Genomic DNA, 16,444 nt, shown 5'->3' on the forward strand with positions numbered 1-16,444 from the left:
CGCGCGTCAGATCAGGGCGGTGGCCTCCGCGAGGGAGAGGCCACCGCCCTCGGCGTACGCCGCCGCGTACCCGGCCTCGTCGAGCCGCTCGCGGATCCGGGTCTCGGTCAGGTCGTGCGCCCGGCGCTCCATGCCGGAGGGGGCGTGGCCGGGCGGCATCAGGGCGTCGGCGGCGCCCAGACAGCGGGCCCCGGCCACGGCACCCGCCTCTCCGCGCTCCGCCAGGGCCATCGCGGCGACGGAGAGACAGATGGAGGGCAGGTGCGGGCTGACGGCCTCGGACAGCGGGTCCCGGGTCAGCCGCAGCGCCTCACGGACCCGGGTCAGGGCCTGCTCCGGCAGCCGGTCGAGGGCGTCCACCCAGGCCTCCTGGACGAGGATCATCGCGTCGAAGACCACGAAGTGCGCGATCGCGAACTCCTCTCGGAGCAGCCGGAGTTGCTCGCGCGCCTCGCCGGTCCGGCCGTACACGGCGAGCCAGCAGGCGAGGAAGAGCCGGGCGGCGGGCATCGCCTCGTTGAGGGAGCCGTCCTGGCTGGCGATGACGTCGCGGAGCATCTTCTCGCCGCGCTCCAGCTCGCCCTGCTCCATGAGCACACTGCCGAACCGGGCGCCCAGGATGGCCATCTGGGCGCGGGCGCCGAGGCGTTCGGCGTACGCGATGGCGGCCTGGTAGTCGGCGGCGGCGGCCGCGTAGGCGCCCTTGCGCTCATGGGCCTCGCCGCGCGCGGACAGCGCCTCGGCGGTGCCCCACGCGTCGCCGAGGCGGCGGTAGATCTGCAGCGCCTCGTCGGCATCACGGGAGGCGTCGCCCGCCCAGGCGGTGCGGTTGGCGAGCAGGTTGGCGCGCAGTTGGAGGGCGCCTGCCAGCTCCCACTCGAAGCCGGGGGTGCTCCGGCAGGTCTCCACGGTGGCGTCCATGATCGGGCGCAGCCGGTCCATGCCGCCGGTCAGTATCTCGGCGAAGAACCACAGCATGCCCGGGGCCCGGCAGGTCTGCGGCAGGCCGGGCTTGTACACCTCGGTGACGGCCCGCAGTTTGGCCTGCGCCTCGGGCGTCTGCCAGGCCTCCAACTCGGTTTCCATGCAGGCGAGATGGGCCAGGTGGACGCCGCGCCGGGCCTCGGCGAGCAGCTCGCCGGTGTACGGGGGCGGGGTGTCGGTGCAGCGCTGCCGGACCGGGCGGGCCGGGCGGACCGGCTCGGCGAACGGGTCGGGGCCGAGCGCCATGACCTCCCGGCACCAGTTGCGGATCTCGACGCGCTGGTCACGCATCTGCCAGAACCACCCCAGGGACAGCACCAGGCACAGCGCCTCCTGTTCGTCGCCGAGGGCGACGGCGTGCCGCAGGGCGGTGCGCAGGTTCTCGTACTCCAGCTGGAACCGCTCGATGGCGGTGCGCTGCTCGGGGCCGCGCAGCAACGGGTCGGTGGCGCGGGCGAGTTCGCGGTAGTACACCAGGTGGGCGCGTTCGGCCTCGCCCCGGTGGCCGTTCTCGGCGAGCCGTTCGGCGGCGTACTCGGCGACGGTCTCCAGCAGCCGGTAGCGCATGCCGCCCTCGTGCGAAGGGGCGGCCACGACCAGGGACTTGTCGACCAGCGAGCCGAGCGCGTCCAGGGCGACCGGGCCGCAGACGGCCTCGGCGGCGGCCAGGTCGCAGCCGCCCGCGAAGACCGACAGCCGGGCGAGGACGTCGCGTTCGTCCGCGTCCAGCAGGTCCCAGGACCAGTCCACGACGGCCCGCAGGGTCTGCTGGCGGGGCAGTACGGTGCGGCTGCCGGAGGTGAGCAGCCGGAAGCGGTCGTCCAGCCGGGCGGCTATCTGCCCGGGGGTGAGCATGCGCAGCCGGGCCGCGGCCAGCTCGATCGCGAGGGGCAGCCCGTCGAGCCGCCGGCAGATCTCGGCGCAGCCGTCCGGATCGTCCTCGGTACGGAACCCGGGCCGGGCCGCCGCGCCCCGCTCGGCCAGCAGCCGCAGCGCGACCGGCTCCGGCAGCGGCTCCACCGGCCGCACCAACTCCCCCGGCACACCGAGGGGTTCGCGGCTGGTGGCGAGGACGACCAGCCCCGGGCAGCGGGACAGCAGCCGGGCCACCAGATCGGCCGCGGCCTGCACGACGTGCTCGCAGTTGTCGAGGATGATCAGCATCCGGCGCCGGGCGCAGTGCTCCAGGAGCCGCTCCAGGGGTTCGTCGTAGCGGTCGGCGACCGCGCGCATGCCCTCGACACCGGCGCCGTGCAGCACGGTCTCACGGGCGCCGATCGCGGTGAGCACCGCCTGCGGTACGGCCTCGGGGTCGTCCACGGGGGCCAGCTCGGCCAGCCACACCCCGTCCCGGACGGTGTGCCGTACCGCCTCGGCGGCCTCCAGAGACAGCCGGGTCTTCCCGGCGCCGCCCGGCCCGAGCAGGGTGACCAGCCGGGCGCCCGCGAGGTCGGCGCCGATGGCCTCGATGTCGGCTTCCCGGCCCACGAAGGAGGTGAGCCGGGCGGGCAGGTTACCCGGGGCCGACCGGGGCTCAGGCGCCTTCTGCGGTGGCTCCGCGGTGAGCAACTCGCCGTGCAGGGCACGTAGTTCGGGTCCGGGGTCGGCACCGAGCCGGTCCGCGAGCAGCCGTCGTACGTCCTCGTAGGCGGCGAGCGCCTGGGCGGGGCGGCCGGCGTCGCGCAGGGCGCGCAGCCGCAGTGCCTGGAGCGGCTCGTCCAGCGGGTGCTCGTCGCACAGGGCGGCCAGCTCGGGCAGCGTCTGCTCGGCGTGGCCGAGGGCGAGGGCGGCGGCGTGCCGGGCGCGCAGCGCGTCGAGGCGGCGGGTCTCCCAGCGGGCCGCCTCGGCGGTGTGGCCGGGCAGGTCGGCGAGGGCGGGGCCGCGCCACAGGGCGAGCGCGTCGTCCAGGACGGCGGCGGCCTTGGCCGGGTCGGCGTCGGCGAGGGCCCGCAGACCGTCGCCGGTGAGCCGCTCGAACCGGCTGAGGTCGACGTCGTCGGAGGGGGCGGTGAGCCGGTAGCCGCCGTCGGCGGAGGCGACGGCGTCCGCGCCGAGGGTACGGCGCAGCCGGCCGACCAGCGCCTGGAGCGCACCGGCCGCGTCGGTGGGCGGGTCGGCGCCCCACACCTCGTCCACGAGCACCCCGACGGGCACGGTCCGCCCGGCCCGCAGCGCGAGCACGCTCAGCAGGGCACGCAGCCGCGCCCCGCCGAGCGGGACGGCCGTGCCGTCGGGGCGGAGTGCCTGGGTGGTGCCGAGGAGCCGATAGCGCACGGTGTCCATTGTCCCCGGGGACGACCGGACACCGCTTCCGGGTTTCAGACGCGCATGAACTGGGAGGAGTCGAGGGTGAGGGTCCGGTCGGCAACGGGGATCTCGATCTCCTTGCCGAAGGGGCCGGACCGGGTGCACTGGTAGGCGCCGTTCTCCGGCTGGGTCAGGAGCGTCCAGGTGCCGGTCAGGACGTCGACGATCAGGTAAGCAGGGATGCCACGCAGGGCGTAGTGGTCGGGCTTGGTGTTGTAGTCGCGGTGCTTGCTCTCCGGCGACACGACCTCGACCACGAAGGGCAGCAGCGACTCGTCGATCTCGCTCGTGCCCGGACGGATCTGTTCCAACGGCAGCGCCGACGCGTCGGGCTCCGGCTTGTAGCCCTCCCGGGGAGGGACGACCGAGAACTCACCCGTCGCCATCCAACCGGGCAGTCCTGCCTCGATCTGGTTGGCGATACGCCGGGCCGTGGTCACGTGCGCCTGAGTGACGGGTACCAAAGTGAGCCCATTCCTCGTCAGCCGGAGGCGCGCGCTCTTTGGCACATGGATGGTGTCCTGCACAAGTTCGACCCAGCCCTCGGCGATCGTCATGGCCACCTCCTCAGTCGACTCGATTACAGCCTATCGATTACCAGGAACCTCTGGCCCTCCGCAGGACGTTCCCCCCACATCACCGGTACGGTCGACCCCGGCCCACCCGAGACACCAGCAGGAGCCCTGCCCATGACCACCGCCACCACCCGCCACGGCGACCGCCGGGTCAGTCCCGTGTTCGTCGGGATCCTGGCCGTGACGGCGGTGACCGGCTGGGCCACCTGGACCGGGTTCGCGACACAGCCGGGCGTCGCGATCTTCCTGTTCGTGACGGCGGCCTGGATCGTCTCGCTGTGTCTGCACGAGTACGCGCACGCGCGCACCGCCCTGCACGGCGGGGACATCACGGTGGGCGCGAAGGGCTATCTCACGCTGAACCCGCTGAAGTACACGCACGCGCAGCTGAGCATCCTGCTCCCGGTGCTCTTCCTGATCATGGGCGGGATCGGTCTGCCGGGCGGCGCGGTGTTCATCGAGCGCGGCCGGATCCGGGGCCGCTGGAAGCACAGTCTGGTCTCGGCGGCGGGCCCGCTGACGAACGTGCTGTTCGCGGCCGTGTGCACCGCGCCGTTCTGGCTGCACGCGCTGGACGGGGTGCCCGCGGACTTCCGGTTCGCGCTGGCGTTCCTGGGCCTGCTCCAGGTGACGGCGGCGATCCTGAACTTCCTGCCGGTGCCGGGCCTGGACGGCTACGGCGTCATCGAGCCGTGGCTGTCGTACCGGGTGAAGCGGCAGGTGGCGCCGTTCGCGCCGTTCGGCCTGCTGTTCGTGTTCGCGCTGCTGTGGGTGCCGTCGGTCAACAACGTGTTCTTCGACGCGATCGACGCGATCCTGCGCGGCCTGGGCGTCGACGACGGCTCCCGCTACTGCGGCCAGGAGCTGTACCGCTTCTGGCGTGGCACGCCGGAGATCTGCACCGTCAGCCCGTGACGGACGTGTCCTGCCCCGCCGTCCGCCGGCCACACTTGACGTAGTACCAGGTCATGTTGGACGACAGGCCCGCCAGCAGCACCCAGACGATCCCCAGCCAGCTGCCCTGGACGAAGGAGACGACGGCGGCGGCCACGGCGAGGACGCAGACGACCAGGGCGTAGAGGGCGAGTCGCCGGGTCTGGGCGGGTGGGGGCAAGGGGGGCATAGGAGTCGCTTTCGGGTGCGGTGGGGGACACTGCCGGTGCCCACCAGTGTCCCCCATCCGCTCACACGTCGGTGACGCGGAGCCCGGCGTGTGCCTTGTAGCGGCGGTTGACGGAGATCAGGTTCGCCACCAGTGACTCGACCTGGTGGGCGTTGCGCAGCCGGCCGGCGAAGATGCCGCGCATGCCGGGGATGCGGCCGGCGAGCGCCTGGACGATCTCCACGTCGGCCCGCTCCTCGCCGAGCACCATGACGTCGGTGTCGATCTCGTCGATCTCCGGGTCCTGGAGCAGGACGGCCGACAGGTGGTGGAAGGCGGCGGCGACCCGGGAGTCCGGCAGCAGGGCGGCGGCCTGCTCGGCGGCGCTGCCCTCCTCGGGCTTGATCGCGTAGGCGCCCTTCTTGTCGAAGCCGAGCGGGTTGACGCAGTCCACGACGAGCTTGCCGGCCAGTTCATCGCGCAGGGCCTTCAGGGTGTCGCCGTGGCCGTCCCACGGTACGGCGACGATCACGATGTCGCTGCGGCGCGCGGTCTCGGCGTTGTCGGCGCCCTCGACGCCGTGGCCGAGTTCCCCGGCGGCGGCCTGGGCGCGCTCGGCGGCCCGGGAGCCGATGATCACCTTCTGGCCGGCCCTGGCGAGCCGGTAGGCGAGGCCCTTGCCCTGCGGGCCGGTGCCGCCGAGGACGCCGACGACGTACCCGGAGACGTCGGGCAGGTCCCAGGGGTCCTTGGCGGGGGCCTTCTGTGCCGTGCCGGAAGAGCTGTCGGAAGAGGTCGTAGAGGTCATGGACCCGACTCTACGTCCGGGGCGGGTACGGCACCGGGTCAGGTGAGCCCGTCGTCATCGCTGTGCTGTACCTACACGTGTCCGGTGAACCGGTGGATGTCCCCGGGGCGGGGGAATTCCGGGTGAACTCCGGGTCGCGAGTGGCCGGTTGGGGCAGTATGCGGTCGTATGGACGCCGTACGGGTCGCGTTGCTGCGCGAAGTACTCGCCGGGACGGAGTGGCTGGGGGCCACCCGGAGGTTCGCGGGGGTGCTGCGCGGGTCGGTGGTGGCGCACGGGGGCGGGCTGCTGCTGGTGGGGACGCCGGAGTACGAGCCGTGGCATCTGGCGGCGCATCTGGTGGACGAGGCCGCGTGGTCGGGTACGCCGGAGCTGGCGCCGACGCTCGTACGACACCGGCCGCGCCCCGGTGACCCGCCCCACCTGGCCGTCGGACCGGGCCGGATCGAGGGGGCGCGGCGCGGTGAGACCCTGCTGGTCGTGGCCCCCGAGGAGCCCGCACCCCTGCTGGAACGTGTCCACTCGGCCCGGCGGGCCGGGGTGACGGTGCTGGCGCTGGGCGCGGACGAGGGCGAGCTGACGGCGATGGCCCACGAGTCGCTGGCGGTGCCGCAGGGGGCGGAGCTGGACCTGGACACCGTCCAGCACCTGGTCAGCGCGGCGGCCGGCGAGAACGGGGGCCCTCCGAGGGCTCAACGGGGCTTCCGCGACCGCTTGTCGAGACTGGCCGAGGTCCTGACGGCCCCACCGCCGGCCCCTTGGTGAGCACACCCGGAAATACGGTTGCCCGGGGCGCGCGGCCGACCGAGCATGACCCCTTGTGCTGCGCAACCTCCTCCCCGACCTCTCCCCCTGGAAGGCCTCCGCCGACTTCCGGCGGCTCTGGACATCAGGGCTGATCAGCAACTTCGGGAGTTTCCTCACCTTCGTCGCGCTCCCCGTCCAGCTGAAGGACCTCACCGGCTCGGCGGCAGCCGTGGGCGCGATCGGGGCCGTGGAGCTGTTGCCGCTCATCGTCTGCGGACTGTACGGCGGTGCTCTCGCCGACGCGCTGGACAAGCGGAAGCTCATCGTGTGGATGGAGGCCGGTCAGGGTCTGCTGAGTGCCGTCCTGCTGGTCAACGCCCTGCTCCCGCACCCCGCGGTCTGGCCGCTGTACGCCATCGCCGCCCTCTCCTCCGCCCTGGGCTCGATCCAGCGACCGGCGCTGGACTCGCTCTGGCCCCGGATCGTCGCCCACGACGACATGCCCGCCGCGGCCTCGCTGAACTCGCTGCGCTGGACCGTCGGCGGAGTCGCCGGCCCGGCGGTCGCGGGCGTGGTCGTCGCCTACGCGGGCCTCGGCTGGGCGTACGCGGCCGACACGCTCACCTTCGCGGTCTCGCTGGCGTACATCGTGCGGATCGCCCCCTCCCCCGCCTCCCACGAGGCCTCCAGGCCCTCACTGACGGCCGTCCTGGAGGGCGCCCGGTACGCGTGGAGCCGTAAGGAGCTCCTCGGTACCTACGTCGTCGACCTCGCGGCGATGTTCCTGGCCATGCCGCTCGCGGTGCTGCCGTTCCTCGCCGACGCACTGCACGCCGACTGGTCGCTCGGCCTGATGTACGCGTCCGTCCCGGCCGGGGCGATGCTGGTGAGCCTGACCAGCGGCTGGGCCTCCCGGGTGCACCGGCACGGCCTGATGGTGGTGCTGGCGGCCACGGGTTGGGGCCTGGCGGTCGCGGCGGCGGGCGTCTGCGGAAACGTGTGGCTGGTCCTGGCCTTCCTGACCATCGGCGGGGGCTTCGACATGGTCAGCGGGATCTTCCGGTCCGCCATGTGGAACCAGACGATCCCCGACGAACTGCGCGGCCGCCTCGCCGGGATCGAGCTGCTGTCCTACTCGGTCGGCCCCCAGCTCGGCCAGGTCCGCGCGGGCGGCCTCGCGGCCTGGGCGGGCGTACGGACCTCGGTCGTCTCCGGCGGCCTGGCCTGCGCGGGCGCCATGGGCCTGCTCGCGCTGTGCCTGCCGGGCCTCATGTCGTACGACGCGCGGACGAACGAGCACGCGGTCCGCATGCGCGAGCGGCGCGCGGCCGTACAGGCGTGATCACTCGTCCTCGGTGCTCCCGCCCGCCTGCGCGTCGTGCCAGCGCGGATCGTTCTCCCACTCGAGGTTGCGCTCGGCGGCCGTCTCCATCGCGTGCCGGGCCTCCTCCGGCGAGGCGTACGGCCCGAAGCGGTCCTTGCCCGGGCACTCCGGGCCCTCCTCGACCTTCTTGTGCTCCAGGCAGTAGTACCACTCGCCCGGCTTGCCGACGGTGCGCCTCTTGAACAGGGCCATGGACAGCTCCTCTCGCCACCGACATGTTCCCCCATGTCGGCGTGGATAGACTCGCTGGCATGTCTGGCCAGTCGCTGCTCGTACCAGGGGAGCTGTCCCCCACCCGTTCGGTCCCCGGAAACATCCGCCGCCCCGAGTACGTCGGCAAGCCCGCGCCGGCGCCGTACACCGGGCCGGAGGTGCAGACCCCCGAGACCATCGAGGCGATGCGGATCGCCGGCCGTATCGCCGCGCGGGCGATGGAGGAGGCCGCGAAGATCATCGCGCCCGGGGTCACCACGGACCAGCTGGACAAGGTCGCGCACGAGTACATGTGCGACCACGGCGCCTACCCGTCCACGCTCGGCTACCGCGGTTTCCCCAAGTCACTGTGCACGTCCCTCAACGAGGTCATCTGCCACGGCATCCCGGACTCGACCGTCCTGAACGACGGCGACATCGTCAACCTGGACGTGACGGCGTACATCGGCGGGGTGCACGGCGACAACAACGCCACCTACCTGGTCGGGGACGTGGACGAGGAGTCGCGGCTGCTGGTGGAGCGCACGCGTGAGTCCCTGAACCGCGCGATCAAGGCGGTCAAGCCGGGCCGGCAGATCAACATCATCGGCCGGGTCATCGAGTCGTACGCCAAGCGGTTCGGGTACGGGGTGGTGCGGGACTTCACCGGGCACGGGATCAACTCCTCGTTCCACTCCGGCCTGATCATCCCGCACTACGACAGCCCGCACGCGACGACGGTCATGCAGCCGGGCATGACGTTCACGATCGAGCCGATGCTGACGCTGGGCACGCACGAGTACGACATGTGGGACGACGGCTGGACGGTCGTGACGAAGGACCGCAGGCGGACGGCCCAGTTCGAGCACACGCTGGTGGTGACGGACACGGGCGCGGAGATCCTGACCCTGCCCTGACGCCACCCCCGCCCCTGGCCCGCCCTCTGCGAGGGCGGGCCTTCTCTTGTAGACTTTTACCGACAGGGTGTCGGCAAGATGCGCAAGGGACGGCCCCATGGACTCCTTCTCGGCCCTCATCCGCACCGCGTCCCACGAGCAGCACGTGGAGGCGGAGACCTCGACGTTCATGAGCGACCTGCTCGGCGGCCGGCTGGGCGTGGCGGCGTACGCGCGCTACACCGAGCAGCTGTGGTTCGTGTACGAGGCGCTGGAGAGCGGCGCCGGGCGGCTGGCCTCGGATCCGGTGGCGGGGCCGTTCATCCGGCCGGAGCTGTTCCGGCTTCCGGCGCTGGAGCGGGACCTGGCGCATCTGCGGGGCGCCGGCTGGCGGGCGACCCTGTCCGCGCTGCCGGCGACCCGGGCGTACGCGGACCGGGTCCGTGAGTGCGCCGAGCGATGGCCCGGCGGCTACGTCGCCCACCACTACACCCGCTATCTGGGCGATCTGTCCGGCGGCCAGATCATCCGGGACAGCGCGGAGCGGACGTGGGGCTTCACGCGGAAGGGCGACGGGGTTCGGTTCTACGTCTTCGAGGGGCTCTCCAACCCGGCCGCGTTCAAGCGGAGTTACCGCGAGCTGCTGGACGCGATCGCCGTGGACGACCTGGAGAAGCAGCGGGTCGTGACGGAGTGCAGGCGGGCGTTCGCCCTGAACACCGCGGTGTTCAGGGCTCTGGGTGAGGAGTTCCCGCTGAGCGCCTAGCGCTCCGGCTGGCGCTCGAGGAACACCCGTCCACCGATCTCCACCCAGCCGTGCGGCTGCGGGGCGCTGAGGATCTGGGAGCCCCTGCCCTGGGTGATGTTCAGGGCGCGGCCCAGCTGGTCGGTGAGGAGGAGGGCCGCCGCTCCGGTGGCCTCGTCCTCGTCGATGCCGTCGTCACGGCCGGGGAAGGCGCGGGCGCGGATCCGGCCGGCCGCCTCGTCCTCCCAGGCCCAGGCGTAGATCCACTCCCCCGGTGGGGGCACGTCCAGGGCGTCGACCTCGGCCGCCGTGCCGTACTGGCGCAGGGTGCGCGGTGGGGCCCACTCCGCCCGCGCCTCGATCCAGCTGAACTCGCCGTCCAGCCGGACGCCGACGACTCCGGCGGGGGTGACCAGTTCGGGCACGTCGAGCAGCCAGGCGGTGCCGACGCAGGGGTGACCGGCGAAGGGCAGCCGCAGGGTGGGGGTGTAGATGTCGATGACGCCGCGCTCGGGGTCGTCCACGAACACGGTCTCGCTGAAGCCGAGTTTGGCCGCCATCGCCTGCCGGTCGCTCCGCTCGGGCAGGACCGAGCCGTCGCGGACGACGCCGAGTTCGTTGCCGTAGCCGCCGTTCGGTCCGCAGAAGACGCGGAGTACGTCGTAGTCAGTCACCGGGGAATTGAAACATCGCGGCCCCGGCGAGCGCGCGCCAGGCGGGGGCGCCGCCGGGGAGCGGGTGGGTGCGCATGCCCGAGGGGGCGTAGGGCAGCTCGGGCAGGGCGTCGCCGAGCGGATCCGATCAGCGCACCCGCCCGAGGTGGATCACGGACACGCGGATCTGCCGGTCGCTGACCTCGTACCTCACCTCTCACCCTCGCCGAACACACGCCGATAGGCCTCGTCGTGCGGGACACCGGCGTCCTCGGCCCGGGTGCAACCTTTTGAGACCCGAATCACCACCCCCATAGGTATGAGCAAGGTAAGGCTCAGGTAAGTTAGGGCAGCCTCACCACACCGGATCCGCTGGGAGCCTGCATGCGAGCCGTCCGACTGACCGTCACCGCCGCCACGACCGTGGCCGCCCTGACCGCCCTCTCGGCGTGCACCGCGAAGAGCGATGCCAAGGACGGCGACGCCGTCCAGGTCACCGCGGCCGACGCGACGTGCGAGACCTCGGCCACGTCCGTACCGGCCGGGCAGGTCACGCTGACGATAGAGAACAAGGGGTCCAAGGCCACCGAGGTCGAGATCCTGTTCCCGGACGACCGGATCGTCTCCGAGAAGGAGAACATCGGTCCGGGCACCAAGTACACGCTGACCGCCGAGGTGAAGGCGGGGTCGTACGAGATCGCCTGCCGGCCCGGGATGAAGGGGCACGGTGTGCGGCAGAAGCTCACCGTCACCGGTGGCGGTACGACCGCCAGGCGCGACCCGAAGCTGGACCAGGCCGTCGCCGAGTACCGGCAGTACGCGCAGGACCAGGCCGACGCCACCCTCCCGCTCGTCGAGAACTTCGTGAAGGCCGTCAAGGCCGGGGACGTGGACGCCGCGAAGAAGGCCTACGGTGTCTCCCGCCTCGGCTGGGAGCGCACCGAGCCGGTCGCCGAGTCCTTCGGTGACATCGACCCGAAGGTCGACGTCCGCGAGGACGGCCTGGAGGCCGGCCAGCAGTGGACCGGCTGGCACCGGCTGGAGAAGGCCCTCTGGCACGACAGGAAGACCGGCGCCGAGGAGAGGACGCTCGCCGACCAGCTGGTGACCGACCTGAAGGACTGGCAGAAGCGGGTCGGCAAGGCCGAGATCACCCCGACCTCCATGGCCAACGGCGCCAAGGAGCTGCTGGACGAGGTCGCCACCGGCAAGGTCACCGGCGAGGAGGACCGCTACGCGCACACCGACCTGGTCGACTTCAAGGGCAATGTCGAGGGCGCCCAGAAGGCGTACGAGCTGCTGAAGCCGGTCGCCGCCAAGAACGACCCGAAGCTCACCGAGGAGCTGGACAAGCAGTTCACCGCCCTGAACGCCCTGCTCGACAAGTACCGCGCCGACAAGACCTCCTACGACTTCGTCTCCTACGACAAGGTCACCAAGGAACAGCGCAAGGAACTGTCGGACGCCGTGAACGCGCTCGCCGAGCCGCTGTCCAAGCTCGCCGCCGCGGTGGTGAAGTGAGCATGAGCAGCGACAACGGCGGCAGCCCTTCGCGCCGCGCGCTGATCGGCTGGGGCGGGGCCGGGCTCGCGCTCGGTGCCGCCGTGGCCGGCGGGGCCGTGGCCATGGCGAGCGGCGACGACACGCCCCAGCCCGTCGGCGACGCCGTACCGTTCCACGGCGCCCACCAGGCCGGCATCGCCACCCCGGTGCAGGACCGGCTGCACTTCGCCGCGTTCGACGTGAAGACCGACGACCGCGACGAGTTCGTCCAGATGCTCAGGGAGTGGACGGAGGCCGCCCGGCGGATGACCGCCGGTGAGGCGGTCGGCGAGGGCGCGTACGGCGGGCTCGCCGAGGCCCCGCCGGACGACACCGGCGAGGCGCTGGGACTCAGGCCGTCCCGGCTGACGCTGACCATCGGCTTCGGGCCCTCCCTCTTCGACAGGTTCGGGCTCGGGGGCAAGCGTCCCGCCGCGCTCGCCGATCTGCCGGCCTTCCCCGGGGACAACCTCGACAAGGCCCGCACCGGCGGTGACCTCGCCGTCCAGGCCTGCGCCGACGATCCGCAGGTCGCCGTGCACGCCATCCGCAACCTCGCCCGCATCGGCTTCGGCAAGGTCGCCGTGCGCTGGTCCCAGCTGGGCTTCGGCAAGACCTCCTCGACCACCCCGGACGCGCAGACCCCGCGCAACCTGTTCGGCTTCAAGGACGGCACCCGCAACATCGCGGGCACCGAGACCGACCGGCTGACCAGGCACGTGTGGGTCGGTGACGGGGACGGCCCGGAGTGGATGGCCGGCGGGTCGTATCTCGTCGCCCGGCGCATCCGCATGAACATCGAGACCTGGGACCGGACCTCGCTCCAGGAGCAGGAGGACGTGTTCGGGCGGGACAAGCGCGAGGGTGCTCCGGTCGGCAAGGCCAAGGAGCACGACGAGCCGTTCCTGAAGGCGATGAAGCCGACCGCGCACGTGCGGCTGGCGCATCCCGACGCCAACGGCGGGATCACCATCCTGCGCCGGGGCTACTCCTTCACGGACGGCACCGACGGTCTCGGCCGGCTGGACGCCGGTCTGTTCTTCCTGGCCTACATGAGGGACGTGCGCGAGGGGTTCATCCCGCTCCAGCGCAAGCTGTCGGCGCACGACGCCCTCAACGAGTACACCCAGCACGTGGGTTCGGCGGTCTTCGCGGTTCCCCCCGGCGTCCGGAACGCGGACGACTGGTGGGGGCGGGCGCTGTTCTCGAAGGAGGCGTGACAGCCCGTGTTCTCCAACTATCTGATCGGCCTGCGCGAGGGGCTCGAGGCCTCGCTCGTCGTCTGCATCCTCATCGCCTATCTGGTCAAGACCGGCCGCCGGGACGCCCTGAAGCCGATCTGGATCGGCATCGGCATCGCGGTCGCCATCGCGATGGGCTTCGGCTGCGCCCTCGAGTTCGGCTCGCAGGAGCTGACGTTCCAGGCGCAGGAGGCGCTCGGCGGCTCGCTGTCGGTCGTCGCCGTCGTCCTGGTGACGTGGATGGTGTTCTGGATGCGGCGCACCGCCCGGCACCTGAGGTCCGAGCTGCACGGCAAGCTGGACGCGGCCCTGGCGATGGGCACGGGCGCGCTGGTCGCCACCGCGTTCCTGGCCGTCGGTCGGGAGGGCCTGGAGACCGCGTTGTTCGTGTGGGCGTCGGTGCACGCGGCGAGCGACGGCACCCCGCGCCCTTTGGTCGGCGTGGCGTTGGGCCTCGCCACCGCCGTCCTCCTGGGCTGGCTGTTCTACCGGGGCGCCCTGAGGATCAACCTGGCGAAGTTCTTCACCTGGACCGGCGGCATGCTGGTCGTGGTCGCGGCGGGCGTGCTGGCGTACGGCTTCCACGATCTGCAGGAGGCGAACTGGGTCCCGGGCATCAACAGCCTGGCCTTCGACATCAGCGGCACCATCCCGCCGGACAGCTGGTACGGCACGCTGCTGAAGGGCGTGTTCAACTTCCAGCCGGATCCGACGGTCGTCCAGGTCACGGTGTGGCTGCTGTACCTGGTCCCGACACTCGCGGTGTTCTTCGCCCCGGTAGGGTTCGCCTCCGGGAAGGCGAAGGTGAAGGGACCCGATGAGCAGGGATCGCAGCCCGCGCAGGCTCCGCAGGCGTGACCGGAACGCACTCATAGCGGTGTCGTTGAGTGCTTTGTCACTGACGGCGAGCGGATGCGTGGTGGTGCACGGGGAGCGGGAGGTGCTCCCCGCCGCCACGCGTGCCGAGGCCGCCAAGGCGGTCACCGCGTTCACGACCGCGTACAACAAGGCCGACAAGGCCTACGACAGCTCCCTGGACGCGCCCTACGTCACCGGCCCGTTCGGCGACATCGACGAGGCGCGGCTGAAGGCCGGGCACACCAACAGCCCGTCGGGCAACGCGAACCACGTGCCGCTGAAGCTGACGGACGTGAAGATCACCATCCCCAAGAAGGCGGGCTGGCCGCGCTGGTTCGTCGCCGACGCCCGGGGCAACAAGGCGGGCAACGCACGCTGGCTGCTGGTGTTCACCCGGGGCGGCCTCGGCGAGCGCTGGCAGGTGGCGTATCTGACGCTCGTCGCGCCGGGTGCCGTACCGAAGTTCACGACGGACAAGGACGGCTGGGCCGAGGCCGTGCCGGCGGACTCGGTGCAACTCGCCGTCGCACCCGGCGCGTTGAGCGCGGACTACGCGACGTATCTGCAGAAGGGCGGGCAGACCTTCGCCGACGGCGACTACACCAGCGCCGAGCGCGCGAACCGTGCCCAGCGGGCCCGCAAGCCGGGTCTGGTCACCCAGTTCATCGACAAGCCGCTGACGAACGGCGACTACCGGCCGCTGGCGCTGCGGACGGCGGACGGCGGGGCGCTGGTGTTCTTCACCACGCACCACTACGAGAAGCGGACGGTCGCCGCGGGCACCACGATGCCGGCCCAGAACAAGGACGTGCAGGCCCTGACCAAGGGCGAGGTGAAGCAGTCCCTGACACTGGAGTTCATGTCCAACGAGGTCGCCCTGGATCCGGCGGGCAACGGCGCGGTGTCCATGCTGGGCCGGGTACCGGGACTGACGTCGGCGCAGGGCGAGTAAACGGTCTCAGTGGCGCAGGGGCCAGGCGGCGCCGTGGTGTTCGGTGCCGGCGTGGCGGGCGCAGGCGTCGGTGAGGGCCTCCAGGAGGCTGAGCGGGTCCGGCAGCGGGTGCTCCGGGCCGCGTACCCAGCGCACCTGCTGGTCGTCGTCGCCGGGCAGCCGGGCGGGCGGGACGAGGACGTAGGAGCCCCGGCAGTGCCAGCGCAGGCCGGGGTGCTCGTCCATGGTCTCCGGGCGGCAGTCCAGCTCGCAGGGCCACCACTCGTCCTCGTCCTCGGGGGTGCCGCGGGTGAGGGTGAAGAACAGCATGCGGCCGTCGTCGCTCTCGGCGACCGGACCGACCTCGACACCGGCGCCGAGCAGCCGGTCCAGCGCCTCCCGCCCGGCCTCCAGGGGCACGTCCAGGACGTCGTGGGTCATCCCGGTGGCGGTGATGAAGTTGGCCTGCGGCTGGTGCCGGGCCCAGCGCTCGATCTGGGCGCGGTCGGTGGTGGACTGCGTCTGCCAGGCGAACGACACCGGGTGCCGGGCGGGGGTGGGACAGCCGACGCGGTCGCAGGAACAGCGGTAGCCGGGGGCGGGATGCGCGGCGGGGGCGAGCGGCAGGCCCGCGGTGGCGGCGGCGAGCAGCAGGGCCTCACGGCCGTCGGTGCCGACGGCCTCCTTCGGACGGCGTCCACGCAGCCACTGGGAGAGTCTGCCCTGCCGGCCGGATGGGCCGCCGAACGTCGCGCTCATCTATCCCCTCGCCTCGGTGGTCGCCGCGATGGTGTCGCCTCGGTGGTGTTCCGACAGCATGCCCTATCGTCCCATCTTCATCTGCTTCGGGGTGCCTGGGGTCCGATTCGTCCGATTCCGTGCAGGGCGTAGTCGACCAGGGTGTCCGTGTAGTCGTACGAGATCGGTCCGGTCCGCTGCAGCCAGCGCTGCGCGAGGGGCGAGACGAACAGCTCCAGGGCGATCCGGGGATCGACGTCGGCCCGTACGGCCCCGGCGTCCTGCGCGGAGCGCAGCCGGTCGACGTACAGCTGGAGCTGGGGTTCGAGGAGCTTGGTGACGAACTCGCGGCCGACCGGCTCGTTGACGACGCCCTCGGCGGCCAGCGCCCGGGAGGGCACCTCGAAACGCGGGTCGACGAGCTGGTCCACGGTGATCCGCAGCACCGCCTTGAGGTCGGCGGCCAGGTCGCCGGTGTCCGGGATGACGTACGGCTCCTGCCCCGCTTCCTGTGCCGCCTGCGTGGAAAGGTCGAGGAACGCCTCCAGCAGAACGGCTGCCTTGGACGGCCACCAGCGGTAGATCGTCTGCTTGCCGACCCCGGCCCGGGCGGCGATCCCCTCGACGGTGGTCTTCGGGTACCCGACCTCACCGACCAGGGCGAGGGCGGCGTCGTAGATCGCACGGCGGGACTTCTCACTGCGGCGGGTGGCGTCTGGGGCGGGCTTCTTGACCATGGCC

General features: G+C 72.1%; 17 protein-coding genes. 9 read left to right on the forward strand and 8 right to left on the reverse strand.

Annotation, left to right across the window (positions count from 1 at the left end; translation table 11 throughout):
* Nucleotides 1–6: 6 nt before the first annotated feature.
* Both ACH47Z_RS02570 and ACH47Z_RS02575 read right to left on the reverse strand, forming a co-directional pair.
* Nucleotides 7–3,267, reverse strand: coding sequence for a BTAD domain-containing putative transcriptional regulator (locus tag ACH47Z_RS02570; protein WP_399069678.1), 3,261 nt, complete (start codon nt 3,265–3,267; stop codon nt 7–9).
* A gap of 35 nt (nt 3,268–3,302) precedes the next feature.
* Nucleotides 3,303–3,848: a Uma2 family endonuclease gene (locus ACH47Z_RS02575; RefSeq protein WP_399069680.1), complete on the reverse strand. Its 546-nt coding sequence runs from the start codon at nt 3,846–3,848 to the stop codon at nt 3,303–3,305.
* A gap of 132 nt (nt 3,849–3,980) precedes the next feature.
* Here ACH47Z_RS02575 and ACH47Z_RS02580 point away from each other — a divergent pair, with 132 nt between their 5' ends.
* On the forward strand, nt 3,981–4,781 hold the full coding sequence (locus ACH47Z_RS02580; protein WP_399069682.1) for a site-2 protease family protein: 801 nt from the start codon (nt 3,981–3,983) through the stop codon (nt 4,779–4,781).
* On the opposite strand, the gene ACH47Z_RS02585 is transcribed toward ACH47Z_RS02580, so the two are convergent.
* Both ACH47Z_RS02585 and npdG read right to left on the reverse strand, forming a co-directional pair.
* The gene (locus ACH47Z_RS02585) at nt 4,771–4,989 is read right to left on the reverse strand and encodes a hypothetical protein (RefSeq protein ID WP_399069684.1); all 219 of its coding nucleotides are present in this window, start codon (nt 4,987–4,989) and stop codon (nt 4,771–4,773) included. The genes ACH47Z_RS02580 and ACH47Z_RS02585 overlap by 11 nt on opposite strands.
* 61 nt (nt 4,990–5,050) lie before the next feature.
* Nucleotides 5,051–5,776 (reverse strand): NADPH-dependent F420 reductase, encoded by a 726-nt coding sequence (gene npdG / locus ACH47Z_RS02590; protein WP_399069686.1) that lies wholly within the window; start codon nt 5,774–5,776, stop codon nt 5,051–5,053.
* A 168-nt stretch (nt 5,777–5,944) separates the two neighbouring features.
* Between npdG and ACH47Z_RS02595 the strand changes: the two genes are divergently transcribed.
* Nucleotides 5,945–6,541, forward strand: a complete 597-nt coding sequence (locus tag ACH47Z_RS02595) for a hypothetical protein (protein WP_399069688.1) — start codon at nt 5,945–5,947, stop codon at nt 6,539–6,541.
* A 58-nt stretch (nt 6,542–6,599) separates the two neighbouring features.
* Entirely contained in the window at nt 6,600–7,865 is a 1,266-nt protein-coding gene (locus tag ACH47Z_RS02600; RefSeq protein ID WP_399070355.1) for an MFS transporter, read from the forward strand.
* Here ACH47Z_RS02600 and ACH47Z_RS02605 read toward each other — a convergent pair whose 3' ends face one another.
* Entirely contained in the window at nt 7,866–8,099 is a 234-nt protein-coding gene (locus ACH47Z_RS02605; RefSeq protein ID WP_399069689.1) for a hypothetical protein, read from the reverse strand. It lies immediately after the preceding gene.
* Between the two features lie 59 nt (nt 8,100–8,158).
* Between ACH47Z_RS02605 and map the strand changes: the two genes are divergently transcribed.
* A complete protein-coding gene (map, locus tag ACH47Z_RS02610; RefSeq protein ID WP_399069690.1) occupies nt 8,159–9,016 on the forward strand; it encodes a type I methionyl aminopeptidase in 858 nt (285 codons plus the stop codon).
* Nucleotides 9,017–9,113: 97 nt separating this feature from the next.
* Nucleotides 9,114–9,761: a heme oxygenase (biliverdin-producing) gene (locus ACH47Z_RS02615; RefSeq protein ID WP_399069692.1), complete on the forward strand. Its 648-nt coding sequence runs from the start codon at nt 9,114–9,116 to the stop codon at nt 9,759–9,761.
* On the opposite strand, the gene ACH47Z_RS02620 is transcribed toward ACH47Z_RS02615, so the two are convergent.
* Nucleotides 9,758–10,414, reverse strand: coding sequence for a PhzF family phenazine biosynthesis protein (locus ACH47Z_RS02620; RefSeq protein ID WP_399069694.1), 657 nt, complete (start codon nt 10,412–10,414; stop codon nt 9,758–9,760). The genes ACH47Z_RS02615 and ACH47Z_RS02620 overlap by 4 nt on opposite strands.
* A gap of 363 nt (nt 10,415–10,777) precedes the next feature.
* On the opposite strand from ACH47Z_RS02620, the gene efeO reads away from it, so the two are divergent.
* Genes efeO through ACH47Z_RS02640 form a run of 4 tightly spaced genes read left to right on the forward strand, consistent with a single transcriptional unit; the run spans nt 10,778 to nt 14,986 of the window.
* The gene (efeO, locus tag ACH47Z_RS02625) at nt 10,778–11,914 is read left to right on the forward strand and encodes an iron uptake system protein EfeO (RefSeq protein ID WP_399069695.1); all 1,137 of its coding nucleotides are present in this window, start codon (nt 10,778–10,780) and stop codon (nt 11,912–11,914) included.
* 2 nt (nt 11,915–11,916) lie between these two features.
* Entirely contained in the window at nt 11,917–13,155 is a 1,239-nt protein-coding gene (gene efeB / locus ACH47Z_RS02630; RefSeq protein ID WP_399069697.1) for an iron uptake transporter deferrochelatase/peroxidase subunit, read from the forward strand.
* A 6-nt stretch (nt 13,156–13,161) separates the two neighbouring features.
* Nucleotides 13,162–14,034: an iron uptake transporter permease EfeU gene (gene efeU / locus ACH47Z_RS02635; RefSeq protein WP_399069699.1), complete on the forward strand. Its 873-nt coding sequence runs from the start codon at nt 13,162–13,164 to the stop codon at nt 14,032–14,034.
* Nucleotides 13,994–14,986 (forward strand): hypothetical protein, encoded by a 993-nt coding sequence (locus tag ACH47Z_RS02640; RefSeq protein ID WP_399069701.1) that lies wholly within the window; start codon nt 13,994–13,996, stop codon nt 14,984–14,986. Before efeU ends, ACH47Z_RS02640 begins: the two co-directional genes overlap by 41 nt.
* A 6-nt stretch (nt 14,987–14,992) precedes the next feature.
* Here ACH47Z_RS02640 and ACH47Z_RS02645 read toward each other — a convergent pair whose 3' ends face one another.
* Both ACH47Z_RS02645 and ACH47Z_RS02650 read right to left on the reverse strand, forming a co-directional pair.
* Nucleotides 14,993–15,724, reverse strand: coding sequence for a bifunctional DNA primase/polymerase (locus ACH47Z_RS02645; RefSeq protein WP_399069703.1), 732 nt, complete (start codon nt 15,722–15,724; stop codon nt 14,993–14,995).
* A 77-nt stretch (nt 15,725–15,801) separates the two neighbouring features.
* The gene (locus ACH47Z_RS02650; RefSeq protein WP_399069705.1) at nt 15,802–16,440 is read right to left on the reverse strand and encodes a TetR/AcrR family transcriptional regulator; all 639 of its coding nucleotides are present in this window, start codon (nt 16,438–16,440) and stop codon (nt 15,802–15,804) included.
* Between the last annotated feature and the right edge of the window lie 4 nt (nt 16,441–16,444).

This window comes from Streptomyces sp. NPDC020192 (genome assembly GCF_044388685.1).
Classification (GTDB): Bacteria; Actinomycetota; Actinomycetes; order Streptomycetales; family Streptomycetaceae; genus Streptomyces.

Excerpts from the sequence above, each read along its gene's own strand:
- ACH47Z_RS02570 (WP_399069678.1), bottom strand. The coding sequence starts at position 3,267 with ATGGACACCGTGCGCTATCGGCTCCTCGGCACCACCCAGGCACTCCGC.
- ACH47Z_RS02575 (WP_399069680.1), bottom strand. The coding sequence starts at position 3,848 with ATGACGATCGCCGAGGGCTGGGTCGAACTTGTGCAGGACACCATCCAT.
- ACH47Z_RS02580 (WP_399069682.1), top strand. The coding sequence starts at position 3,981 with ATGACCACCGCCACCACCCGCCACGGCGACCGCCGGGTCAGTCCCGTG.
- ACH47Z_RS02585 (WP_399069684.1), bottom strand. The coding sequence starts at position 4,989 with ATGCCCCCCTTGCCCCCACCCGCCCAGACCCGGCGACTCGCCCTCTAC.
- npdG (WP_399069686.1), bottom strand. The coding sequence starts at position 5,776 with ATGACCTCTACGACCTCTTCCGACAGCTCTTCCGGCACGGCACAGAAG.
- ACH47Z_RS02595 (WP_399069688.1), top strand. The coding sequence starts at position 5,945 with ATGGACGCCGTACGGGTCGCGTTGCTGCGCGAAGTACTCGCCGGGACG.
- ACH47Z_RS02605 (WP_399069689.1), bottom strand. The coding sequence starts at position 8,099 with ATGGCCCTGTTCAAGAGGCGCACCGTCGGCAAGCCGGGCGAGTGGTAC.
- map (WP_399069690.1), top strand. The coding sequence starts at position 8,159 with ATGTCTGGCCAGTCGCTGCTCGTACCAGGGGAGCTGTCCCCCACCCGT.
- ACH47Z_RS02615 (WP_399069692.1), top strand. The coding sequence starts at position 9,114 with ATGGACTCCTTCTCGGCCCTCATCCGCACCGCGTCCCACGAGCAGCAC.
- efeO (WP_399069695.1), top strand. The coding sequence starts at position 10,778 with ATGCGAGCCGTCCGACTGACCGTCACCGCCGCCACGACCGTGGCCGCC.
- efeB (WP_399069697.1), top strand. The coding sequence starts at position 11,917 with ATGAGCAGCGACAACGGCGGCAGCCCTTCGCGCCGCGCGCTGATCGGC.
- ACH47Z_RS02640 (WP_399069701.1), top strand. The coding sequence starts at position 13,994 with ATGAGCAGGGATCGCAGCCCGCGCAGGCTCCGCAGGCGTGACCGGAAC.
- ACH47Z_RS02645 (WP_399069703.1), bottom strand. The coding sequence starts at position 15,724 with ATGAGCGCGACGTTCGGCGGCCCATCCGGCCGGCAGGGCAGACTCTCC.
- ACH47Z_RS02650 (WP_399069705.1), bottom strand. The coding sequence starts at position 16,440 with ATGGTCAAGAAGCCCGCCCCAGACGCCACCCGCCGCAGTGAGAAGTCC.